The organism is cyanobacterium endosymbiont of Epithemia turgida isolate EtSB Lake Yunoko, from assembly GCF_000829235.1.
Taxonomy (GTDB): Bacteria; Cyanobacteriota; Cyanobacteriia; order Cyanobacteriales; family Microcystaceae; genus Rippkaea.
Window position 1 is genome coordinate 863,756 of sequence record NZ_AP012549.1, and the last position, 24,025, is coordinate 887,780.

Below are 24,025 nucleotides of genomic sequence, written 5' to 3' on the forward strand. Positions count from 1 at the left end.
AAATACTTTTGTTTAATTTTTAAAATATTTTAAGTTAGTTGCTAACTATTTCAATTTTAAAAAGCCTACGAAGTAAAATTAAATCAATCTAAAATTTTGTTAAACTTACGTTTTGTTTCTTGAGGTTTTTTCTTGCTAGAATAAAGTTTCAGTTCAATAAGTTTTGAAACTCCCGACTTGTAAAAGGTCAGGGTTTCCAAAACTTGAACTAGGCGAGAAGTGAATTATTTAGTTTCTGAAAATTCAGCATCAATTACATCATCGCCACCCTCGGAAGAACCCCTGGAACCTTTACCACCTCCAGGTGTTGCGCCTTCAGGAGAAGTTGGTCCACCAGCTTGTTGATAGACACTAGTACCAATACTATAGAGAAGTTGCTGTAAATTTGGCATAACGGTTTTGATGGTGTCTTCATCTTCTTTGTTGATAGCTTCTCTGAGTTGACTAATTAATCCTTCAGCCTTAGTTTTATCAGCTGCAGGGATTTTATCGCCCAACTCTTTGAGTTGTTTATCGGCTTGATAGACTAAAGAGTCAGCCTCATTTTTGCAGTCAATTTTCTCTCGACGCTCCTTGTCAGCTGCAGCATTTACTTCAGCTTCTTGGATCATGCGATCAACTTCTGTATCAGCTAAGGTAGAAGCCCCAGTAATGCTAATAGACTGTTCTTTACCTGTTCCTTTATCTTTTGCGGTTACATTAAGAATACCGTCCGCATTAATATCAAAAGTAACTTCAATTTGAGGAACACCACGGGGTGCAGGAGGAATACCATCAAGACGAAAAGTTCCTAAACTTTTGTTATCTCGCGACATTTCCCGTTCTCCTTGAAGAACGCTAATCTCTACATTTGCTTGTCCATCTTGTGCGGTGGAAAATACCTCAGATTTTTTGGTGGGGATAGTAGTGTTACGGGGGATAATTTTGGTCATGACACCACCAAGGGTTTCTACCCCAAGAGATAAGGGTGTTACGTCAAGGAGCAGAATGTCTTTAACGTCTCCAGCTAAGACCCCCCCTTGAATTGCTGCACCTACAGCAACCACTTCATCTGGGTTAACTCCTTGGTTGGGGTCTTTTCCTAAAATTTTTTTAACTAATTCTTGTACAGCAGGAATGCGAGTAGACCCACCCACTAAAACAACTTCGTCAATATCACTATTACTGACTTTAGCATCCTTCATGGAGTTTTTTACAGGAATCCCACAACGATCAATTAAGTCAGAACAGAGGTCTTCAAATTTAGCTCGTGTTAAAGTTGTATCAAGATGTTTGGGTCCTTCTTGAGTAGCTGTGATAAAAGGAAGGTTAATTTCGGACTGAGTAACGCCAGATAGTTCAATTTTTGCTTTCTCTGCGGCTTCTGTCAGACGTTGTAGAGCTTGTTTATCTTGTCTTAAGTCTACTCCTTCTTTTGCCTTGAATTCTGCAGCTAAGTAGTCCACAATTTTTTTGTCAAAATCGTCTCCTCCTAGATGGGTATCTCCAGAAGTGGCTAGTACTTCAAAAACACCATCACCGACTTCTAGAATGGAAACGTCAAATGTTCCTCCCCCTAAATCAAATACCAAAATAGTTTCGTTACTTTTTTTATCTAACCCGTAAGCCAAAGATGCTGCAGTAGGTTCGTTGATAATACGTTTTACTTCAATTCCAGCAATTTTTCCCGCATCTTTGGTCGCTTGACGCTGAGAGTCGTTAAAGTATGCGGGAACGGTGATAACTGCTTCTGTAACTGTTTCTCCTAAATATTTACTCGCATCGTCGACTAATTTACGGAGAACTTGGGCAGAAATTTCCTCAGGGGCAAATTGTTTGCCTTGCGATGGAGAATCTAATTTAATGTTACCATTGCTGTCTTTATCAACTTTGTAGGAGACTTCAGTGGTTTCAGTTTTGACTTCGCTGTATTTACTTCCGATGAAGCGTTTAACGGAATAAAATGTATTTTCGGGGTTCATCACCGCTTGACGTTTAGCAATTTGTCCTACTAAGCGCTCACCATTCTTGGTATAAGCTACCACTGAGGGGGTGGTCCGAAACCCTTCAGCATTGGCAATGACAGTAGGTTTTCCTCCTTCCATAACCGCCACGCACGAGTTAGTAGTTCCTAAGTCAATTCCAACAATTTTTCCCATATTAAACGCAACTCCAAGATAACTATAAAAATGAACTGATACTGAACTTGAATAAAAACCATATAATATTTTAGGGATTATCTTAGGTAAGTTCAGCCACCTATATCTATAGTGACGGCAGTGGGTCAGTCTTCGGTAGTGTAGTTTTCCGAACCTAATATGACGGGTGGAAAAACAGGCAAAAAGACAAAGACAAAGGTAAAAGGTCAAGTCAACTTGGTATAAAAAGTATTTAATTCACGCAATTTATTTCTATAATGAATAAGAAATAACACTATTATCTTGAAATACAGCTAAACAAAAAAATTACATTTTTTTGTTTAGCTGTAGCACTAACTTGATGATTATCTTAAAGACTTTGTAATAAAAATAGATAAGATTCCCGGATATATCAGTAATCTTTATTAGTTAACTTAATTTCATTATTAATATTTTGTACTGTTTCTTGGTGAAAATATACAATACTTTTATTAGCTAATAGCTCATTATGCTACATCTTATAATTATGATTAATAGATCATAAAATACTAAAAATTTATTATATTCTAATATTCAGAGCTTATTTGTTTTAGTTAATTATCTTAAATCTCTCTTTTCATGAAAATATTTGAAAGTAATAGTTAGGTTTCATTCGTATATTGGTAAAAATTTACTTTTTATTCTTTAATATTCTTAATTTAAAGAACGATATACCTACTATTGTAGTACATATAGTTGCCATATGTTTCTATAAATATACATAGTATTTAACCAATAAATCAGTTCTTTTCTTTAATTTAAAATTTGATAATTTTCGTAAAGTTAAGGCTTTTATACGAATGTCTATAATCTCTATTGCAACTACTCTTTTAAAGAAGAATCTAACAAATATTTTCTGGTGTTTTCTGCGTATAAAATTTTTTCATAATTTTATACTCCACTATTGTCTGTATAGTAAAACTTATTTAGATATACCTACATTTTTAGATCAATGTTGATCAACTAAATTCAGCTATTTGGTATTTACTCTGAGAATTTAATTCTATAAGTTTTTTAGTTAGTAATTTGATAAATCAGTGGATACATTACTATCCAAAGTCATGGAATACCATAGCAGTTGGTATTTTTTTATGTAACTCGAACCTTTTTTATAATTCACTTGAATTGTACTCTAACTTCATTCAAACATTTAACTGGCTATTGTTTTCTAGGGTTTTAAGTTTTCGAAGTAAATATTAAATACTTTCTGATTGAAAAAGCTTTCTTTAAAATCTAAAAACTCAAGGCAATAACTAATGCTCAGGTGTATGAAGCTTTATAGATAGAAGTTATTGATCTTCCTTATCTTTCGATCAAAAGCTCGCCCTTAAAATCTCTGATCCTTTCTGCTCAAAATCAGGATATCTATACAAAGGGAACAAATCTCGATTATCGACTCATCTCAACCTGAGAATCTATCCGGTGTTTAGAGTATTTCGAGCAATTGACCATTAGAATTATGATACTAGTACCTTTTTGAAAATATCGAGAAATTTGGGGAACTCTCTAGATACATCCCTGTTAACCTCCTTGTACTTGGAATTACTCCGGAGGTGATTGATTATCGTTTTCAGGGGATTTGTTTAGATATCAGTTTTTGTTAAGTCTTCTTAAGACAAAGATTAAATTTTACTCATGGTAACTTTTAGGGTTATTTTGATGATTATATATTAATAATAACTAAAATAACCCCCTTATCGGCCAACTTTAACCAGTGACTATTTTTAATACCTTTAAGTCTCTTGACCAAGATAAACGACGTAACCTTTCATTTTTATTTAGTATAGACTTACTATTTTGGACTAATTTGACAAGTTTTCTTCCCACTTTACCTATTTACATTGAAGATATTGGGGGGACAACGACTCAAGTTGGATTAGTCATGGGAAGTTTTGCTATTGGGTTAATTTGTTCTCGCACTGGGTTAGGATACTTAGCTGATGGGTATAGTCGTAAATTGGTGGTTCGCATTGGTATGTTAGTTGCCACACTTGCTCCTATCGGTTATCTTCTAGTTCAGTCTGTTTGGCCACTGATGGCTATTCGTACTTTTCATGGCATCAGTTTAGCTGCTTTTACCACCGGTTATAGTACTTTGGTCATAGATTTATCTCCTATCAAACAGCGAGGGCAATTCATAGGTTATATGAATTTAGGAGCTCCAATTGGTATGGCAATTGGTCCAGCTATGGGTACTTTTTTAAAGGAGTCTCAGGGATACCAATCGTTCTTTTTAACAACTGTTGGCATCGGATTTTGGGGTTATCTACTCGCTTCTCAGATTCGGGAAAAACCCCGTAATCGTGACATAAACGTAAACTCAACGATATTTGATGTACCTCCTCGAAATTTTAGACAATTGTTAAGTAGTCCCTCGATTTTGGTTCCGGCTCTCATTCTATTATTGATTGGATTAGTCTTCGGGACATTAGTGGCTTTTTTACCGTTATTTTTACGGAGAACTGCCTTGGGATTAAGTGCCGGATTGTTTTACACTACCGTTGCCGTTGCGAGTTTCATTATGCGGGTTGTTTCGGGACAAATGTCTGATCGCTATGGTAGAGGACTATTTATTACTGTTAGTCTTGTTTGTTACGCAATTTCTATGGGTTTGTTAACCCAAGCTCACAGTGCCAGAGACTTACTCCTAGGAGCCATTTTTGAAGGAATGGGGGCGGGAATGCTAATTCCCACGATGATTGTACTTATTTCTGAGCGGTCTTCTCCTTCTGAACGGGTTCGAGTTTATTCGGTATGTATGGGAGGATTTGACTTAGGACTAGCCATAGCTGGTATAGTTTTGGGAATTTTAGAACAAATGATAAGTTATCGTTCCATGTTTGCTTTAGCTGGTAGTTTGGCTACCATTGCCATGATAATATTTATGAGTCAGTCCAATAAAAGTCTCAAACATTCCCTAAGTTTTGCTTTAGGACAGGGAAAGGATTTATATTCTCGGTAAAAGAATTAGGCTGAATAATTAATCCCATTAATTTTTTCTAGAGATTAATTTTAAAATGTATAGCTTTAAGATCGGTTTTTTCTCTACACACTAATGTAATTAAATGTTAATTTAGGGTATATTTAATCTATTTAACTTAATTAAATCTCTTTATCTGAATGCATATTGCTTGGCTAGGAAAAAAATCACCTTTTTGTGGAAATGTTACCTATGGTAGAGAAGTGACTAATGCCCTTCTAGATCGAGGATATAACGTTAGTTTTCTTCATTTTGCTCAAGAGGAAGTCCATTCTTCTAATTGGCCTGATTGTCCAGAAGTTTTTCTTCCCTTTCTATATAAATCCCAAATTTATACGATTCCAACGCCAAGATCAAACAAAATTTTGATGCAGTCATTGGAAGATCTAAAACCTGATTTAGTTCATGCTTCTCTAACCCTTTCCCCTTTAGATTTTCGACTTCCTGAAATTTGTCAAGCTCTCAATTTGCCTCTAATAGCAACCTTCCATCCTGCCTTTGATAGTAAACTTCGTAATCTTAAATCAAGTACTCAATTTTTGACTTATCAATTTTATGCACCATTTTTGGCTCACTATGATAAAGTCATAGTTTTTTCTGAGTTACAACGAAATTTACTAACTAAACTAGGAGTTCCCACTGAAAAATTAGCGGTGATTCCCAATGGGGTACATACAGACAAATATTCTCCTGGTGTTTCTCACCTTAAATCTAAGTTTTTTGCTAAACGTCTTTTTGTTTATGTAGGACGCATCGCTACCGAAAAAAATGTTGAAGCTTTACTCAAGGCTTGGAAACATACTAAAATGGGCTCGGAAAGTCAATTACTTATAGTGGGAGACGGTCCTTTAAAAACCTCGTTAGAACTATTTTACGGAGCCGAGTGTGGAATTCATTGGTTAGGTTTTGTCGCTGATGAACAACAACGCATCGACATCCTACGGGGAGCTGATATATTTATCCTACCCTCGTTAGTGGAGGGGTTGTCTCTGTCCCTTCTTGAAGCCATGTCCTGTGGATTAGCTTGTGTAGCGACAGATGCGGGGGCAGACGGAGAAGTCTTAGCTGATGGAGCAGGAATTGTGCTTAATACCCAGGGCGTGACCACTCAATTGAAAACGTTGCTTCCCCTATTTCAAGATCATCCCGATATCACTAAACTTTTAGGGCAAAAAGCACGACAACGAGTTTTGGAAAAATATAACCTCAGTGATAACATTATCCATTTGGAGCAAGTATATACTCAAGTACTACAACAGTCGAGTTTTACTATCCTGGGTTCTTTATTTTAAATTTTGAATAAAGAGTAACTGTCGTCTCAAATTGAGATCTTTATTTTCGGTGAATTACTCCGTTGAAATCTCTCCATAGAAAATTTGAAGCTATAATAGAACTATACATTCTAGTGTAATGTTACTCAAATTAGAATGAATTATTCTGAAGTTATCGTCCATCGCTTTCTTTGTCCTCTTTCCAGAAAAGCGATGGACGATTGTCTCAAGTATACTGGTATTACTAAAAGATCATAGAATTTAGAATAAAGACTATTATTGTTTATTGAGTTTTGTATATAGAGATGAACAATTATTTAGCAAAACATACAACATTAAAATAGTACATACTCCTATTGATTAATATTATTTTTAAAAATGAGTAGTTATTTTAAGTTCTGTTTTATTTATCCTGAATTTTACTTTATCAAAATTTCTTTACAAGAATACAGTTAAAGCAATTATATTATCAATTATAATGATAATATATAAAATGATTAATGTGCTATATTCATGATATGATACCTATTGGTCAACTTTAAACAATTGATACGGCAGATACATTTTTTTAAAAAAAATAAATAATTAGAGAAAAAAATATGTCAGCATCATTATAAATATTAATATCTTTTTAGATAAGCTGATTTAAACAAACTGATTATACTTCAATTTAATAGAGATTAAATTTAACAGGGCAGAAAAGCGGCAATTATTAAATATAAATCTGAGTTTATAAGAAATAACTTCATCGACCTTAATGAGAAAATTTAAATCACTACAAATAGGTAGTTTAAAAGTTTTAGGACAGGAGTTAGTAGAAAAAAATAGATTTTAGTTGATATTTATAATAATATTTATCACGTTTTTCACCAAATATAATAAATTATATTTGGTTACTTTTACACATACTTTAATTAATGAAAATAAAAATATTTTTAGCTAATAAATTTAATGCTTACTTTTATAGCAAATATGGTCATAATGTGGTTAATTTAATTTAATAATTAACTGAAGCATAAAGCCGCACTGTTTTAAGTGTTACTTGCGATAATCGAATTTTGGATATGGCTGCCCGTATTATTAAGCTAGGATATGGATATCTAGCAACCTAAGCTGTTTACTTTCAATTGTAGTTAGTGTGTAGCTCGGTAAAGTGAGTAAAGGCAATAGAAGCTAAAAATTATCAAAAAAACGAAGTTTAATGTCTATCTTATAAAGTTATAGGATATCCCGTTTTAAATATTGTTGTAAAACATCAGGAACTTTAACAGTTCCATCAGGGGTTTGATAATTCTCTAAAATAGCAGCCATAGTACGACCAATTGCCAACCCTGAACCATTTAAAGTATGGACATATTGAGTGCCTTTTTTGCCTTTTTCTCTAAAGCGAATATTAGCTCGTCTTCCCTGAAAATCTCCACAATTAGAGCAACTTGAAATCTCTCGATAGGTTCCTGAGGATGGCAACCAGACCTCTAAGTCGTAACATTTATTCGCCCCAAACCCTAAATCACCTGTACACAATTCCAAAACTCGATAGGGCAATTTTAAGGCTTTTAAAATTGCTTCAGCGTTGTTCACTAAACTTTGGTGTTCCGCATCAGACGTTTGAGGATGAACTATCTTCACTAACTCCACTTTATTAAACTGATGAAGACGAATTAGTCCACGAGTATCTTTTCCATAACTCCCTGCTTCCCGTCGAAAGCAAGGGGTATAGGCGCAATGTTTTATAGGAAGTTGTTCCGCTTTCAATATTTCCTCTCGATATAAATTAATTAAAGGAACTTCAGCGGTAGGGGCTAACCAGAGGTCATCTTCGCTACATTTAAAGCTTTCTTCGGCAAATTTTGGTAATTGTCCAGTGCCCTCCAAAGAAGTGCTATTAATTAAGACAGGGGGCATCACTTCAACATAACCCACCTCTACCTGACGATCAAGCATAAAATTAATTAGAGTACGTTCTAGAGCCGCCCCTACTCCCATTAGGGCAATAAAACGACTTTGTGCTATTTTTACCGCTTTTTCTACTTCTAAAATACCTAATCTTTCGGCCACTTCCCAGTGGGGAAGAACTTCAATCTTTGGTAGATACTCGTCTCCCCAGCGACGGACTTCTACATTTTCTGTTTCATTTTTGCCTAGGGGAGTCGAGTCACTCGGAAGGTTAGGAAGCTGAAGTAATAGAGTTTCTATCTCATATTTTATTTTTTTCTCTCGGTGTTCTAATGCATTTATTTGTTTTTTTAAGTTATTGCCTTCAATTTTAAGGATTTTAATTTCTTCCTCTTTGGGGTTACTTCCACTTTTAATCTTCTGTCCAATGAGGTTTCCAATTTCGTTACTACGGGCCTGTAATTTGGTTCGAGTTACTTCTAATTCACGCGAAGCACGATCACGGTCTAAAATAGAACTCAAATCATATTCACTGTAACCACTGCGACGATTGAGACGTTCTTGAATATGTTCTGGATTTTCTCGAATCTGTTTTAAATCTAACACAGAAGACTCAACCCCTTAACTAAAATTTTTCCTCTGTTAGGATAGCCGATTTTGGGCAATGTATTGAAATGGTCTTTATTTATTTTTAGACTCTAGGTTAGACAAGTGAAAGAGTTTTTTAAAAAAAATATAAATAATCGAATACTTACCCCATAAAAGTACTCTTTAATTGGTGGTCATAAAGTTAATAAATATTTATCTATTTCAATTCATCGCAAATATATTATTCAGTGCTACTAAAATATTAAGTAAGATCAAAATATCGTATCAATGCTATGCATGTATCCCAAATATTATACCATCTACCGATTCAAATAAACTTAAATTTTGGGAAAGTTATAAACATAAATATAAAAAATTAAGTTATTATTAAATATATTTTTAGGGATCATCAATAAACCTTTATTTCTATTCTAGAAAAACCTTCTTAATTGTTTAATTCCTAAAATTTTTCTTGTATTTTAAGGGAATAAAGTTTAATAATTATATTATAAAGCTGAGTATTTTTATTTAGAGATAAATAAACTCTTTGCTAAAAAAATAATAAACAGATTATCTAATATGGTTGTAAAACCTATTTTAGTAGGTTTATTTTAAAGGAGAACAATACCATATTTTAGTTATAAAAAAATGTAATTTTTTTATAACTAAAATATAATTAATTATTGCTGCTGGCAATATTATAAGTCATAACTAGAATTAGTCAAACTAGAATGGAAGAAGTAAAATAAAAAATGTAATTTTTTTGTTAATAAAGTTTGCTCTAATTAGATAGATTTATTTTTATTAAAAATATTTAAACATAAATAAATAACTTAAATACAAGTATATATCAAACATCAATCAGGAGGTTAATTATGACATTAATTATTTAAAAAATGTTAATTTTGCTATTGACTCGGCTATCTTAATTTCATCTAAAATTAAATATTAAAAAATAATTTAGTTAAATGTATAATCACTATTCTTCTTTTTTTTAGCTTAATTATTATCTTGGAACATAATCTTCAGATAATAACTTATTCAGTAATTACAATAATTTTGTGAGAGTTGATAACCATTATTGGTTAGTAACTATTAAATATAGTATACATCTTCTATTTATTATTCATAGGAGTGACTGAATGATTGTTTTATTTTTAAGTTTATCGAGTTAACTAAAAATCACGCAAAATTCTATATTGAATTATGTTGAACACTAGAGATGCTCTATTAAAAATGTTAAAACAAGGATTTTTTTATTTTCATAAATCTACTGATCGTCATCCTATGGTTGGTAAAAAATGATGTTGATCGAGTATCTTGTACCAAGATTTAATAAAAATTAGTTTTGCTCGATTGTTCTTGTCTATGAAATCACTAATTCTCCCTATCTATCCTGTACTCTAAAATGAGGACAAGGTGTTGCTCATTGATCAAGTGTTATTGCCTTATAAATATTACCTTGGTAGAAATTATTCCTTATGAAAACATGGCTAAAGCCATTAAAACTATGATTTTCAGGGTGTTCCCAACTATTGGGATTACGGCGGCTTATGGCATATGTTTAGGGGCGAGGGAGATTCAAACGAGACAAGTAGATAAGTTTTTAATACATCTTGAATTATCTACCATTGACTTTGACGTGGAGAACGGAGATAAAATTCCTATCGAGGAAAGTCATCCATCTGAAATTTACCAAGTAGGAGAGACTCAAGTTGGTCTCAATGATATTGGTTTGGTTATCATAATCCAGTTTTTGACATTATGCCAACCAGTTTAATTGATGCCATTTTTACAGAAAAAGGGGTTATTAAGCCGAATGAACTTTTAAAGCTCAAAAAAGGTTAATTCCCATCACTGAGTGCACTCATAGTAATAGCTGTCTAATTGCTCAGATATTTTTCACTAAAGTGTTTGGTTAACTGTTACAGTTGTAGTTCTTTTGAACTTATTTTACAATCTAAATTTAGATATGAGCTAAAAATATGAAACAATAAGATAAATTTGATTAAATTCTGAATAACCAATTATCATAATGAAATTCTATGTCCACTGTAACTAATACTGATATGACTCAAACCTCTCAAGAGTTAAGTAAAAACAAACAAGAATCAATAGAAAATTTTTCCATTAAAACAACTTTTACCGTTCAAGAAATCCAAGAATTACTTCCCCATCGCTATCCTTTTGCATTGGTTGATCGCATTATTGATTATGTCCCTGGAAAAAAAGCTGTCGGGATTAAAAATGTGACCATTAATGAGCAGTTTTTTGCTGGACATATTCCTATTCGTCCCATTATGCCAGGAGTATTAATTATAGAATCGATGGCGCAAGTTGGAGGGGTTATTTTAACTTTACTTCCTGATATGAAAGGTGAATTTTTTGTTTTTGCAGGTATTGACAAAGTTCGTTTTCGCTTTCCTGTAGTTCCAGGAGATCAGTTAGTTATGACGGTAGAATTATTAAAATTCAAACAGAATCGCATTGCTAAAATGAAAGGGCAAAGTGTAGTTGATAAACAAGTAGTTGTCCAAGCAGAGATGTTGTTTTCTAGATTTCATTAAATCCTTAAAATTTTTAGTAGTAACCTGGTAGTTTTAAAGTGGATGTAAATCCTAGTTAATATCCATAATTATTATGATTAAATTATGCTATGCAAACTTTAAACAAGTATTTAAATAAAATAAATAAAAAGGTAACGTTGTTATTGTTGCTGCTGTAGGAATGATAAATAATAGTTAAACTAGGACTAACGATTATCTAAGTTAAGACAATACTCAAGATTCTTCCAGTCATTAAATTCTCGTTAGATCACAAAACAAGGTTTTCTATATTTCTATTTATTGGTACTCAATCTCTGAATAATAACTGTTTAAAATTATGTTTTAATATTTCTTCCTGTGTCAATCAATAATGGAGTAGAAAATACTAAAGTAAAAACATAATTTAAACCAGTTTTATAGCTTATAGCAACTAATACTGAATGCAGTAACCGAGTTTATTGCCAAGAAATTCACAGTAAAAAAATACGCTTTTAATCAATTATCATCAATAAATTTTAAAGTAATCATAGTCTTCTAATTAGACAGCTACTATTTTAGATACATCTTATATTTTTCTTTCTAAGGAATACAAAATATTATTAATAATTACGTTCTATAATATATTTTTGGTGCACCCTACAATGGGTAAAGCTGATAAGTTTTGATGTTAAATGAGTCGAGCAAATGCTTATTAAAGAGTGCCAATATTAAAAATATACTATATACTTTTTCAGTATTTAATCCTAGCTTGCTCAGGACAAGCTAGGATTAAATACTTTAAGAAGATAATTCTTAGTAGTTAGCGTAGTTTATATGTTTGATCAGAAAAAAACTAACCTCAGATACTTTAAATAATTTAATTAGAATATTCCTCTTTGTACTTTCTTTGCTGTTAATGTCTAAGTACGTTGAGTATATTAGGAAGTGATTAGGTGCCCTGTATATAGTATACTGAAGAGCTTATCAATTTATAAAACTTGTCAATTTTTACCTTTAAAGTTTATTTACTTAGCATCTCACTAGTTAGTTTTACATCAAAAGTTCGGTAAAATTTTAATAAAAAATGGTGCCTCTTTAATAGATTTTTTATTTTAGTAATGATCTAAGTTAACAACAAACGATATTTTTAATATTACTTTTTAACTTTTTTAAAAAATATTTTATGCATCTATTATTAATATTTAACTACGTTATTTATGGATAAAAATTTTATACTCCTAGAAATATTTTAGCCAGATTTAGATAAATAACAATTCCTAAAATATCAACAATAGTAGTAATAAAAGGAGCAGACATTAAGGCCGGATCTAAACCAAAAGATTTAAAAATATAGGGAAATGCTGCCCCAGCTGTTGCAGCAATTATAGTAATTACCAATAAACTTATTCCTACTGTTAAACCTACTTCTTGGTGTCCAAAAAATAAAAAAATACCAATGACAACTAAGGGTCCTAAAACAATTCCCAATAATGCACCACTAATTAATTCACGAATAATAACACTAACAGGTTTTTTGTCCCTTAAAGCTTCTGTACTTAATCCCCGAATAACAACAGTCGAAGATTGCGCTCCTACATTTCCTCCTGCGCCAATTAGTAAAGGTGTAAAAAAGGCTAGGGCAACAGCTTCATCTAATACCGCTTCATACTGACTTAGAATAATTACCGTTACTGAGTTGGTTATTAACAATAATAACAGCCAAGGAATCCGTTTTTTCACTACTTCAAATAGTCCTACTTGGAAGTAGTTATCTCCTTGAGATTCTACTGCTACCATTTTATAAAAGTCTTCGGTTACTTCTTCTTGTATTATGTCAATAACATCATCAACAGTAATAACCCCTAACAGATTTTCATCTTTATCCACAATTGGTAAAGCTAATAAGTCATAACGTTGAATAAGTCTAGCAACTTCTTCTTGATCAGTATCAGTGTAAGTATAAATTACATCCTGTGTCATAATTTCTCCTAAAGTTTGATCCGGTTCAGCAATAATTAAATCTTTAAGGGATAAAATGCCAATGAGACGTTTATTAGTATCTGTCACATAAATGTAATAATTAACTTCTGATTTATGAGCTAATGTTCTAAGTTTTCCTTGTGCTTGGGTTGCCGTTAAATATTCTTTAAGGGCAATATATTCAGGGGTCATAAGTCGCCCTGCATTGTCGCTTTGGTAACCTAATAGAAGAGCAGTGACCTCTCGTTCTTTTGGGGCAATTTGAGCAATTAACCTTCGGACTAATTTAGGTGGTAATTCATCAAATAATTTAGCCCGATCATCCGGAGACATATCATTGACAATAGCGATGGCTTCTTGATCATGAAATTCTTGAATTAATGATTGTTGTACTATCGGATCAAGATATTCATAAACATCTATTGCTTCTAATTTTGTTAAAAGACGAAAAGCTATTATCTGTAAAGTTTTTGGCAAGTCTTCAATGGCTTCAGCAATATCCACAGGTTGAACAGGAATAAGCAAAGTTTTAACCCCTTCATAATTTTTCTGCTCCAATAAAAGTTGAAGTTGGACGCAAACTAATTCTCTAAGTTCACTATGAGAACCAATAGAAGTGGTCGTATCAGCATTCGTCATTATTAATACTCCTTTATTTATGGATTTATACTATACTCAGTTTAAAGGCAAAACAGCTTATTTTTGAAAATTATTTAAGCTCTGATTGTCAAATTCTAATATTTCGTCTTCATAGGTTTAAAAAATCTTGATTTTTTATTCTTACAATAATTCCTCATGATTAATTATTTGATTCTTAGAATTCATTAATAAAAAATAAAACTATTAGATAAAAATAGAAAAAATATTTTATATATTATGAATATCCTTGATTGTGGTAAGATTATAGGCTAAGGAAACCCTGATTATGTAATAGTAAGGTATAGAATACAACCTTTATAAAAGTAGTTAGTTAGTCCGAATTTTTTAGCAGATTTAGTAATGAATTAAGTATGAAACATACCCTATCTGTTCTAGTTGAAGACGAAGCCGGAGTTTTGACTCGAATTGCAGGCTTATTTGCACGTCGTGGCTTCAATATTGAAAGTTTAGCTGTCGGTCCTACTGAGACAGTGGGAATCTCCCGTATAATCATGGTTGTCCCTGGAGATAATGACAGTATTGAACAGTTGACTAAACAACTGTACAAGCTAATTAACGTCCTTAAAGTCAATAATATTACTCAGACTCCCTGTGTAGAACGGGAATTGATACTCGTTAAAGTTAATGCATCGGCTTCTAATCGTGCCGAAGTAATTGAACTAGCCCAGGTGTTTCGAGCTAGAATTGTCGACATTTCTGAGGAGACAGTTACCATCGAAGTGGTCGGTGATCCTGGTAAAATAGTAGCCATTGTCCAAATGTTAAACAAATTTGGGCTTAAAGAAGTAGCACGAACCGGAAAAATTGCTCTAGTTCGAGAATCTGGCGTTAATACAGAATATTTGAAATCCCTCGAGGCAAAACTTCAAAGTTTTTCTTGATAAATTGATTTGAGTAAGTTTTCTAATTGTTCCTCTCGACAAAGTTTAATCAGCTCATGGAAAGCCTCTAATAATTTTGCACAACTATCTCCATGCATGGGGCTTAACCCCCAAACATCGTCAACCCAATCTTGTGGACAAGTATCCTCAAAAATAAGGCGTTCTAGAAGTTGTTTGATTTCGGTTTTGGACATAGTCATTTTTATTAAAAATCACTTAATTATTATTAATATGAACGAAAAAGTTGAGAGTGCAAGATCCCAGTTTTTAACCATGGGGATAAGCTCGACAGGCAATTTATTGCAGTCTCACAAAATCTATACTAGCTTATATTAATACCAACAATATCAGCACTAAATGATAATCTGTAAATTTAAATTCAAAGAAAAAAGCCAACAATACCAACCCATTGGTGAGAAAATAAAAAAGGCTTAATTTATCCGTAATAAATACTTACAATCCCAGAATATTCTAATATAGAGCTTTGGGTACAATGGGCAACAATGAACTAGCTCTCAAATGCAAGTTTTTGTAGGGATTGCTTCGCTACCATTGGCGGTTCGCCAAAGTTATAGCAAGATAACTCTGGCGAAAAAGGAATTTCTCAAGTCATATTTGTTTGATGGAGAAGATTAATTCAACTCATATTGTTTTAGCTCACTGAAAGAAACTATTTCTAGTGCTCTGACATGAGTTGCTTCTAGGATAATTCGGGGAGCAACCCCAACTTCTAAGGCTTCTTGCCAGCGTGACCCACACAAACACCAGCGATCACCTGGTTTTAGCCCAGGAAAATTGTACTGAGGAATAGGAGTGCTAAGATCATTACCCTGAGACTTAGTGAATTCAAGAAATGCTAAACTCATTTGGGCACAAACAACATGGGCCCCGTAGTCTTGACCCCCTGTACGACAATAGCCGTCTCGATAATATCCCGTCATCGGAGAAGTGCAACATGCAATCAATTTAGTCCCCAAGACGTTTTTAGCTTCTGTCATCTCTGTACTCCTATTCAGAGAATTACATCTCAAATGATACTATCATACCAGTATTAATATCAAAAAAATATGTTTGGATTAAACTTAATCCAAACATATTTCAATCAATTCATTGTCAGTTATCAGAAGATTTTTAAAAACTATGAACTATTCATGCTGAAGCTTGGAAATAAGTAACATAAGTAGTTTATTAGCAGAATTTTTTTTTATCCGACTTTTGCATTGTAAAAAAAGTCCTAAAATTATTCTTTACAAGGTGGCAAACTTCTCATTTTCTATTGATATATTGAACTTGATAGCGATTATATTTCTACTCTCAATAGAAAGCAATCCTAGAAAATTGTCTTGTCTTAAAAACTATAAAAATCACTACTGTTATGGAATACATCGTTAGTCCACATTATGTACTCTAATGATGATCGTACCTGATGATGCTAAATTGAGACTACCAATAGTTATTGAAAAGATTGAGCTAATTAAGATGATTTAGCTAGCTAGTCAAGTTAAAGTTTGTCTATTTTTGTATTGAGTCACCTAATGATATAGCTTTTCCAAATTCTCAATAAATACTTTGAGATATTGTTAAATAATCAAACTGCTATAAACTGGTCTATTTTGATTGATTTTATAGGTTATCTTTTGGCTTTGATGAGGAGAGAGCTTTGAAATATATTTGATAATCACCTAATTTAAAATTATGGTTACACCCTTAAAATGGCAAAAACCCGATCAAAGAGGAAGATACAAGTTTTAAAAAAAATTTTTATACATTAGTAATTCTAATTTATCAGAAAGTTTTATTAATGGTTAGTATTTCAACGACTCAATCGAATATAGAAGGCTAGTATTTTATTACTAAATAAGGTAATACTTATCTTTTTACTTATTATTAAATAAAATTTAAACTTCCTTAAAAATAACGAGTATAAATACTTACAGTATGAAAAAATAATAATACTAAATATATCTTAAAAATTAAACCTAACTAATAAATTTCACTATTATGGTATTGTCTATTATCTCTTTACCTTACTAAAAGTCTTGTTTTACAAGGTCTCCAAGATCATAAAAACAAAGTTTTTGTAGTTATAGAATATAGTTGAAATAAGAGTTTTAGAATTAATTTATTACCAATTTATCATCTCTAATCTAGAAGTGGCACTGAAACCTAATAACTATATATTAATAGTCATTACAATTTGGAGAAAAAAGTTACCTTTAGTTCAAAAACATCTTATTTAATTCTTTAAAGAACACTGTAAAGATAATTAGTGAGATCAATAATAGACTTAAAAATAATCGATTACTTTGATGCTAATTTTAACTTTAAAAAACTAATCAAATTTTATTTAACTTATTGATAGATCAAGAATTTATTTAGCAGAAGCTGCTTAGTCAATAAATTTGAAAAACTTATATCAAACTTATAAAACTTGTTTTTACACTAGTTATTTATAGTTTTAAAAACCTGAAACGGATGCTGGCTTCTAAAAATTATTAGAAGTTTAATAATTAAATTTTCAGCAATATACTGTCAACTTTTATGTTGACAATAAAAAAAATTAAACCTAGTTATCTTATAGAAAAATCTGGCAATTATTTGTATCAGTTTTGTATACGTCACTAAAATAAAAAACAAGCTTCTCATGTCGCTTAAAAACTTTTTACCAGATTAACCGATAACTTCTTATTTTTATAATCTATCCATGACCTCGTAAAATTAAATTATTTCCCTCACTAATTTATAACACTTGTATTTTGAGAAAAATAAACACTTTAAAATTTTAACCTACTATTAGGATATTTACTCCAATTTAAAACAATATTCAGTTTGTAAATAAAATAAGTTTATTTATGAAATAATAGTACATAAAAAGTTAAATATACTCAAGCAATTAATGCTAAAAATTTGTGAAGGAATAAAAAAATAGATCAATTTAAAAAGAGATAAACGTTAAAAAATCAAGACCTAAAAAAAATTCTATACGAATTGAAGCTAATCTACAAGAGGAATTAAAAAATAGAGGAAGTTAAGTTGAAATCAAGTTAACCCTAAACTTATATAATAAGGTTTATTAAACATGATTTAACAGTCAACAGATAACCAAATAATTCCAAGTAGGATTTAACGGTTATTGCCTCATCAGCTGATAACTAATGTTAAGATATAAAATCTGGCATATATTGTTAAATTAAAGAGTAGACATAATCAATCACTCATAGGAGACAAATATTATGGCTTGGCGTGGTTCTATAGAGATTAAGGATCGCATTTTTGGAACCTTGGTTTATTGTTTCGCTATTTTCGATGCAATATTTTTTAGTACCTTTTTAGTTAACCAATTTCCTGTTTTTAGCTTCTTTTTACTACCAGGGTTTCCAATTGCAGTTGTTTACAAATTTTCCGTTCAATTGTTTGGGATGTTTGGTAGTTTTCTAGTTTTTATGATTCTCTTTTTGGGAATAGTTCGAAATGATAGGATCAGCCACTTTGTCCGCTATAATACTATGCAGACTATTCTTATTGGAATTCTACTATCGCTGATTCAACTAATTATGCAATGGGCTCTCGTTCCCGCCTTTGGCAATAGTGGTCTATTCATAGAGACTTTGTATAATGTTGTATTTCTAGGTTCCATTGCAGCTTCCTACTATTCAATGATTCAATCAGTTTTAGGGCGTTACGCTGAAATTCCTACGATTTCTGAGGCGGCATATTCCCAAGTTCGTTACTAGAGATTTGAGACACAAAAGCAGGCATGACAGGATTTTCTAAACTACCAATTCCTTCAATTTCAACTCTAATCTTATCTCCTACTTTAACTGGACCTACCCCTTCTGGTGTTCCTGTGAAAACTACATCCCCTGGCATTAAGGTCATAATATGGGAAATATAGGAAACTACAGCTTGCGGTGAAAAAACCATCTCATGAATTAACGCTGATTGTCTAGGCTCAGGATCATCATTGACAAAAGTCTGTATTCTAGCTCCTGCACTTAATTCTCGCACAATCCAGGGACCGAGGGGACAAAAGCTATCAAACCCTTTAGCTCTTGTCCATTGATCATCTTTTCTTTGTAGATCGCGGGCGGTGACATCATTGCCAATAGTATATCCCCAAATTTTGGTACGAGCTTGTTGAGGAGAACAATTTTTAGTAATCTCACCCATCACTAAAGCCAATTCCCCCTCATAGTCAACCTGCTGGGACTGAGGAGGATAGTAAATCGGCTGACTATCAGGAGTTAAAGTTGAAGGTGGCTTAAGAAATAATAAAGGTTCTTGGGGAACCATATTACCAAGTTCAGCAGTATGGGCACGGTAATTTCTCCCCACTGCTATGATTTTGGAAGGAAAACAAGGGGCTAACAAGTGATAAGTATCAGCTCCTAAAATAATGTCAGTCATTTGTCCACCGTGCCAAGGAGCAGCATTTATGACTGTCACTGTGCGGTTAGGATTAAGGGAGCCGTAGTGGATTTTTCCTTGAGCCGTTTTGACTCTAACATAGCGTTGCGCCATAGCAGTATACGGTCAGTTAAATATATTTGAGTCGATGAGATAACAGATATACTAGCGTTAAATCTTTTAATCGTAGTATGATCTTATTTGGATATGTTCAAAAGACTTCCCTTGCTTCTCAAGCCTAAAGCTATAAAGAAGCCCACTTGTCCATAAGGAGATTACCGTTATGCATGAAAGTTACGAAATGTTATACATTCTGCGCCCCAGTTTATCAGAAGAGCAGGTGCAGCAAGAAGTGAGTAAATATGAAGATTTTCTCAAAGAGTACAACGTAATCGATCTTCAAACCAATATTTGGGGTAAACGGCGGTTAGCTTACCAAATTCAGCGGTACTTTGATGGAATTTATGTTCAAATGAATTACCAGGGTGAAGGGACTCAAGTAGCCCCCTTAGAGCGAGCAATGCGCTTAAGTGAAGAAGTAATTCGCTATTTGACTATTAAACTTAAGAAAGCTGCGTCAAAAGAGCTAGATTCCGACGTTGGAAACCAAGAAGAACTAGAACAATCTGTTGATAGTTGAAATATGACGGGGTAGTTGACAAGACAAAACCCGTACATATGGGTCAGGGGTAATCTATCCCGAATTTTTGGTTGATCCTCTGTCTCAATACTATTCCAATATTTTAACCATAAGTAGTGTCCATCTCAAAAACCTTGTGTTAGAATCTATACACCTATAAAATTTGTTTATAAACTAGTTTGTTGTTGTAAATATTAGAACAACTAGCACAGTTCTTGAGGTAAATCTGTCTTGAAGTGATTCTGTTGCCGATCTGACAAACCTCACAGAAAACCGATTGAACATATTCATCAGGAGCAGTCTGTACTAATGGACTATTTGGAGAGAGTTCTCGAAAAGCTCAAAGAATGGGCACAAAAGTTGATTGAAACGTTACTCGGTCCGCAAGCTGAGCCTGAACCTGAGCTGCTCCCTATCCCTGTAAACGATTCACAGCACCGCCGTTAGGCACAGTTGATCTGAAGTGTATTCTGAAACTTTTAGACGACTCAATGTTTTGGTTCTTCACGGTCCTAGTCTAAATCTATTAGGAAAACGGGAACCACTTGTTTACGGCTCTGTCACTTTGGATAGTATAAACTACCTTCTAACAGAGGAGGCTAAAATTCTTGGCTGTAGTCTAGAATGTATGCAATCCAACCACGAGGGAGTTTTAGTGGATGCTATTCATGATTCTTTGGATAAATACCAAGGGATCATCATTAATGCCGGAGCTTATACTCACACTAGCATTGCCATTAGAGATGCTTTGTCTGCAGTAAGAATCCCTACTATTGAAGTTCACATGAGTAATATTTATAAGCGGGAAGATTTTCGTCATCATTCTTGTATTGCTGCTGTTGTTATCGGACAGATTAGTGGTTTTGGTGCGCAGAGTTATAAATTAGGATTATACGCTTTGGTTGACATTCTTAGAAATGGGAATTGAAGCAATTTTTCTTGTAGGACAAGAATAGAACTGACTATTTTCTATTAGATTAGAGTGAAAACGGGGTTAATGCGAAAGAATAAAGTTAATTTGCTGTGACTGTTAGCGAGATTAAGCCTTCAAATCTCGAATTATTCTTGAGACGGCTATATTATTGATAAGTAGTCGACCTGTAACTACATTTACGATGATATCCAACAAGAATTGATGTCTTAAGTGTGGCGTCATAAACATTAGGATGAATTACATAACAAGATCAATAAAACGACAGAAACAATGTAAATTGCTTATACCTTACTGAAGTTATTTCTTTAGATAAATTAGGTAACAATCGAAAAAAATTAACAGAATATGTACAAGATTTTAGAGTATTAAGTGCTGTTTGCAATAGTCGCCTGTTAGATGACATTGTAAATCGACAACCTAATTATACGTAGTATTTGGATTTATACACCCAAATCAGACTCTCATGATAGAAATGTTTTTGATATTGCTCAAAAAATTGCAGTATATTATTAATCTAACATTCCAGTTGCTATAATTAAAATCATAAGAACGGTTTTTATTGCATCAATTAAAATTGAAAATTGATTACAAAAAGCAGTATGTAATTACATAATAAGTAGTGAGTTAATTATTTTTCATTTTATACTGACGGGAGACAATTTTAAGTCTAAAGTAGCAATCAAACTCATTAATTTAGTTGTTCCGTTTGTTTATCTATCCAAGGTGCTATATTAATTCTAATTAGAATATAACTTTAGGGATATTTGTTGGTGAATTTATTTAGAAATCTATTGTTGCTAGACAAACAAGAATAGACCTAAAAATAATGATAAGTATAGAAACTATCTAAAAATATCAAAAAAAGTAAAATAATTATTGAATACAAAGTAAGAGAAACAAAGTATCAACAATATATAGAAAAGTTATTGATAAAAATTAATAAAGAAATACAAGTAAGTTTAAATCCTAAAATATAAAAGAAGGTATAGAAAGTGAGTTGTTTTAAATAGTTATCTAGATTTATTTTATTCAAAAAATAATTATTATTAATAAATAATAGCAAACCTAGTTTTTTAACTTTGCTATAGAACACTAGGTCATTATAGTATATAGATTTTTAAAAAGTTTATAGAACAATTAATTCTATTCAATCTTTTTTTGCAGACGTTTTAGAGTTTTGTACATTTCAGGAAGGCGTTTATAGATAGCAGAAACTTTCAGATATAATTTATGAGGAACTGCCGGACTACTAGAGATTATTTCTCCTGGAGCGATATCATTAGTAATACCTGTCTGTCCTGTAGCAATCACCCCATCTCCAATGTTGATTTTATTAGCTACCCCTACCTGTCCAGCTAAGATTACTCTATTTCCCAACTTGACGCCTCCCGCTAAACCAACTTGTCCGGCCAAAATGCAATTTTCGCTAATTTTGCAACCATGGGCAATATGAACTAAATTATCCAGCTTGGTATTACGTCCAATATTAGTAGTCCCTACAGCAGGACGATCAACCGCACTATTACAGCCAATTTCTACCCCATCTTCGAGAATTACATAGCCTGATTGTTCGATCTTAAACCAACCTTGAGGGGTTGGAACAAATCCAAAACCCTCCGAGCCAATAGCTGCTCCACTATGAATTACACAATTAGACCCGATTTGTGTACATTCATGGATAGTACAGTTAGCATGAAGGATGCTATGACTTCCTAGGAAAACCTGTGGATAAATGACTACATTAGAATGAATACATACGTTGTCCCCTATAGTTACATCGTGTTCAATAACGACATGGGGACCAATATAAATATTTTTACCAAGCTTAACAGAGGGATCAATGATAGCACTCGGATGAATCCCGGGAGCAGGGTGAAAAGGTTTATAAAAAAAATTAATCGCCTGAGCGAAGATTAAACGGGGTTCTTTGGTAGCTATCCAAGCAATCCCCCTTTCACTGGCTTGATTTTGTAATGCCTCATCAAGGGGTAAAATAAGAGCGCTAGCTGCCGTTTTATTAACCATAGGAGCAAATTTATCTCCCTCAATATAGCTGAGTTGTCCTGCTATCGCTTCATCGACGGGGGCGAGTCCGACAATGTTAGGGTTATTATCGGGGTGATTAGTGAGGCTAGAATTGATGACTGAGGAATTAAGCTTTTTGGTAATTTCATTGAACTTCATCATTAATTTTCCTTGAAACCTGATTAACTTGAAACCTGATTAAATTTTAGGAAGTTGTTGATTATTTTTCTGGATACCTCTGATGACAATAATCCTAGCAAAGATTTAAGCCAACTTTTAATCAAGTAACTAGACCAAGATTAACCCCCATTATCCTAAGTTATCTTTAAAGGGAAAAGTTAGTTAACTCAGTAGGCTAAGTCTAGAGTAAATGATAAGCTGGTCTAGATGTTACCTAAACAATTACTCACCACTTATTATCATCGACGATAGATGATTAATAGTGAAGTGATCTTTATACCACCCTATAACCGTACAATTAAAAACACACATGAAAGTTGGCGATCGCGTCCGTGTTATGGCATCTATTATTGTTTATCATTACCCTCAGCATAAAAAACAGCCCTTCGATCTCAAAGGGATGGAAGGAGAAATCATTGATATTATTACAAATTGGCAAGGAAGGCCGGTTAGCAGCAGTTTTCCCTTCTTAGTCAAATTTGATAAACGGTTTAAGGCTCATTTTCGAGATCATGAACTAGAAGTGATCAAACCCGAATAAGCATTTAGCTAAACTTGGGGAGAATAATTTTCAGAAACTTCCCAAGAACCAATCACCTGCAACTTTTAGCGTAGTTAGACTTTACTGACAATCCTCTGTTACAGCTTTAGCTCGCCAGGAAGTTCTTGCTTGAATAAAAAGTTTTTTTCTCCGAATATTTCTTGTCTGTAAAAAAACGCTTGTTAAGTCAATCTTAAAGATTAAGAGTAGAGTGTATTGAAGCAGCGAACCTAAAATGCATTTATTTTGGTGTGTTACAGGATAATTCAACCTAAGCCTAGCTTACCACAAGCATCATTAACTTAACGTACCCCACTTAATGTTTTTTCGAAAACCGGTCTTAGGAGTTGCACATTGACAG

At 32.9% G+C, this 24,025-nt stretch carries 17 protein-coding genes; 10 read left to right on the forward strand and 7 right to left on the reverse strand.

Translation table 11 applies throughout. The features are described from left to right. Positions 1-224: 224 nt before the first annotated feature. Positions 225-2,138 carry a molecular chaperone DnaK gene (dnaK, locus tag ETSB_RS02620; RefSeq protein WP_044106105.1) on the reverse strand — a complete coding sequence of 638 codons (1,914 nt, stop codon included), beginning with the start codon at positions 2,136-2,138 and terminating at the stop codon, positions 225-227. 1,732 nt (positions 2,139-3,870) lie between these two features. Between dnaK and ETSB_RS02625 the strand changes: the two genes are divergently transcribed. After that, the gene (locus tag ETSB_RS02625; RefSeq protein ID WP_044106107.1) at positions 3,871-5,118 is read left to right on the forward strand and encodes an MFS transporter; all 1,248 of its coding nucleotides are present in this window, start codon (positions 3,871-3,873) and stop codon (positions 5,116-5,118) included. A 158-nt stretch (positions 5,119-5,276) separates the two neighbouring features. Next, positions 5,277-6,428, forward strand: coding sequence for a glycosyltransferase family 4 protein (locus ETSB_RS02630; protein WP_044106110.1), 1,152 nt, complete (start codon positions 5,277-5,279; stop codon positions 6,426-6,428). A gap of 1,197 nt (positions 6,429-7,625) precedes the next feature. On the opposite strand, the gene serS is transcribed toward ETSB_RS02630, so the two are convergent. After that, positions 7,626-8,909 (reverse strand): serine--tRNA ligase, encoded by a 1,284-nt coding sequence (gene serS / locus ETSB_RS02635; RefSeq protein ID WP_044106112.1) that lies wholly within the window; start codon positions 8,907-8,909, stop codon positions 7,626-7,628. Between the two features lie 1,471 nt (positions 8,910-10,380). Here serS and ETSB_RS02640 point away from each other — a divergent pair. The 3 genes from ETSB_RS02640 (at position 10,381) to fabZ (ending at position 11,458) form a co-directional block, all read left to right on the forward strand. Then, positions 10,381-10,671 (forward strand): hypothetical protein, encoded by a 291-nt coding sequence (locus ETSB_RS02640; RefSeq protein ID WP_332403747.1) that lies wholly within the window; start codon positions 10,381-10,383, stop codon positions 10,669-10,671. Continuing rightward, positions 10,656-10,739, forward strand: coding sequence for a hypothetical protein (locus ETSB_RS10610; protein WP_332403818.1), 84 nt, complete (start codon positions 10,656-10,658; stop codon positions 10,737-10,739). Before ETSB_RS02640 ends, ETSB_RS10610 begins: the two co-directional genes overlap by 16 nt. A gap of 221 nt (positions 10,740-10,960) precedes the next feature. After that, the gene (gene fabZ, locus ETSB_RS02645) at positions 10,961-11,458 is read left to right on the forward strand and encodes a 3-hydroxyacyl-ACP dehydratase FabZ (RefSeq protein ID WP_044107573.1); all 498 of its coding nucleotides are present in this window, start codon (positions 10,961-10,963) and stop codon (positions 11,456-11,458) included. A gap of 1,188 nt (positions 11,459-12,646) precedes the next feature. On the opposite strand, the gene mgtE is transcribed toward fabZ, so the two are convergent. Further along, entirely contained in the window at positions 12,647-14,035 is a 1,389-nt protein-coding gene (mgtE, locus tag ETSB_RS02650; protein WP_044106116.1) for a magnesium transporter, read from the reverse strand. Positions 14,036-14,406: 371 nt separating this feature from the next. Between mgtE and ilvN the strand changes: the two genes are divergently transcribed. Further along, complete coding sequence (gene ilvN, locus ETSB_RS02655; RefSeq protein ID WP_044106118.1) at positions 14,407-14,937, forward strand: acetolactate synthase small subunit; 531 nt, start codon at positions 14,407-14,409, stop codon at positions 14,935-14,937. Here the strand turns inward: ilvN and ETSB_RS02660 are convergent. Both ETSB_RS02660 and ETSB_RS02665 read right to left on the reverse strand, forming a co-directional pair. Then, positions 14,922-15,137, reverse strand: a complete 216-nt coding sequence (locus ETSB_RS02660) for a hypothetical protein (RefSeq protein WP_044106120.1) — start codon at positions 15,135-15,137, stop codon at positions 14,922-14,924. The two genes, ilvN and ETSB_RS02660, sit on opposite strands and share 16 nt — an antisense overlap. Positions 15,138-15,569: 432 nt before the next feature. Then, on the reverse strand, positions 15,570-15,935 hold the full coding sequence (locus tag ETSB_RS02665; RefSeq protein ID WP_044106122.1) for a DUF2237 family protein: 366 nt from the start codon (positions 15,933-15,935) through the stop codon (positions 15,570-15,572). Positions 15,936-18,170: 2,235 nt separating this feature from the next. On the opposite strand from ETSB_RS02665, the gene ETSB_RS02670 reads away from it, so the two are divergent. After that, complete coding sequence (locus ETSB_RS02670; protein WP_044106124.1) at positions 18,171-18,671, forward strand: Tic20 family protein; 501 nt, start codon at positions 18,171-18,173, stop codon at positions 18,669-18,671. Here ETSB_RS02670 and ETSB_RS02675 read toward each other — a convergent pair. Beyond that, the gene (locus ETSB_RS02675; protein WP_044106126.1) at positions 18,631-19,458 is read right to left on the reverse strand and encodes a fumarylacetoacetate hydrolase family protein; all 828 of its coding nucleotides are present in this window, start codon (positions 19,456-19,458) and stop codon (positions 18,631-18,633) included. The two genes, ETSB_RS02670 and ETSB_RS02675, sit on opposite strands and share 41 nt — an antisense overlap. A 169-nt stretch (positions 19,459-19,627) precedes the next feature. Between ETSB_RS02675 and rpsF the strand changes: the two genes are divergently transcribed. Together rpsF and aroQ are read left to right on the forward strand one after the other, a co-directional pair. Then, the gene (gene rpsF, locus ETSB_RS02680; protein ID WP_044106129.1) at positions 19,628-19,984 is read left to right on the forward strand and encodes a 30S ribosomal protein S6; all 357 of its coding nucleotides are present in this window, start codon (positions 19,628-19,630) and stop codon (positions 19,982-19,984) included. 463 nt (positions 19,985-20,447) lie between these two features. Further along, positions 20,448-20,912 (forward strand): type II 3-dehydroquinate dehydratase, encoded by a 465-nt coding sequence (gene aroQ, locus ETSB_RS02685; RefSeq protein WP_044106130.1) that lies wholly within the window; start codon positions 20,448-20,450, stop codon positions 20,910-20,912. 1,149 nt (positions 20,913-22,061) lie between these two features. Here aroQ and lpxD read toward each other — a convergent pair. Further along, positions 22,062-23,102 carry a UDP-3-O-(3-hydroxymyristoyl)glucosamine N-acyltransferase gene (lpxD, locus tag ETSB_RS02690; protein WP_044106131.1) on the reverse strand — a complete coding sequence of 347 codons (1,041 nt, stop codon included), beginning with the start codon at positions 23,100-23,102 and terminating at the stop codon, positions 22,062-22,064. A gap of 331 nt (positions 23,103-23,433) precedes the next feature. Between lpxD and ETSB_RS02695 the strand changes: the two genes are divergently transcribed. Beyond that, positions 23,434-23,664: a ferredoxin-thioredoxin reductase variable chain gene (locus ETSB_RS02695; RefSeq protein WP_044106132.1), complete on the forward strand. Its 231-nt coding sequence runs from the start codon at positions 23,434-23,436 to the stop codon at positions 23,662-23,664. Positions 23,665-24,025 lie beyond the last annotated feature (361 nt).

What these genes read in the sequence shown, in the direction of transcription:
- dnaK (WP_044106105.1), bottom strand. Translation starts at nt 2,138, where the DNA reads ATGGGAAAAATTGTTGGAATTGACTTAGGAACTACTAACTCGTGCGTG.
- rpsF (WP_044106129.1), top strand. Translation starts at nt 19,628, where the DNA reads ATGCATGAAAGTTACGAAATGTTATACATTCTGCGCCCCAGTTTATCA.
- ilvN (WP_044106118.1), top strand. Translation starts at nt 14,407, where the DNA reads ATGAAACATACCCTATCTGTTCTAGTTGAAGACGAAGCCGGAGTTTTG.
- ETSB_RS02670 (WP_044106124.1), top strand. Translation starts at nt 18,171, where the DNA reads ATGGCTTGGCGTGGTTCTATAGAGATTAAGGATCGCATTTTTGGAACC.
- ETSB_RS10610 (WP_332403818.1), top strand. Translation starts at nt 10,656, where the DNA reads ATGCCAACCAGTTTAATTGATGCCATTTTTACAGAAAAAGGGGTTATT.
- mgtE (WP_044106116.1), bottom strand. Translation starts at nt 14,035, where the DNA reads ATGACGAATGCTGATACGACCACTTCTATTGGTTCTCATAGTGAACTT.
- ETSB_RS02665 (WP_044106122.1), bottom strand. Translation starts at nt 15,935, where the DNA reads ATGACAGAAGCTAAAAACGTCTTGGGGACTAAATTGATTGCATGTTGC.
- ETSB_RS02695 (WP_044106132.1), top strand. Translation starts at nt 23,434, where the DNA reads ATGAAAGTTGGCGATCGCGTCCGTGTTATGGCATCTATTATTGTTTAT.
- fabZ (WP_044107573.1), top strand. Translation starts at nt 10,961, where the DNA reads ATGACTCAAACCTCTCAAGAGTTAAGTAAAAACAAACAAGAATCAATA.
- ETSB_RS02675 (WP_044106126.1), bottom strand. Translation starts at nt 19,458, where the DNA reads ATGGCGCAACGCTATGTTAGAGTCAAAACGGCTCAAGGAAAAATCCAC.
- lpxD (WP_044106131.1), bottom strand. Translation starts at nt 23,102, where the DNA reads ATGAAGTTCAATGAAATTACCAAAAAGCTTAATTCCTCAGTCATCAAT.
- ETSB_RS02640 (WP_332403747.1), top strand. Translation starts at nt 10,381, where the DNA reads ATGGCTAAAGCCATTAAAACTATGATTTTCAGGGTGTTCCCAACTATT.
- ETSB_RS02630 (WP_044106110.1), top strand. Translation starts at nt 5,277, where the DNA reads ATGCATATTGCTTGGCTAGGAAAAAAATCACCTTTTTGTGGAAATGTT.
- ETSB_RS02660 (WP_044106120.1), bottom strand. Translation starts at nt 15,137, where the DNA reads ATGACTATGTCCAAAACCGAAATCAAACAACTTCTAGAACGCCTTATT.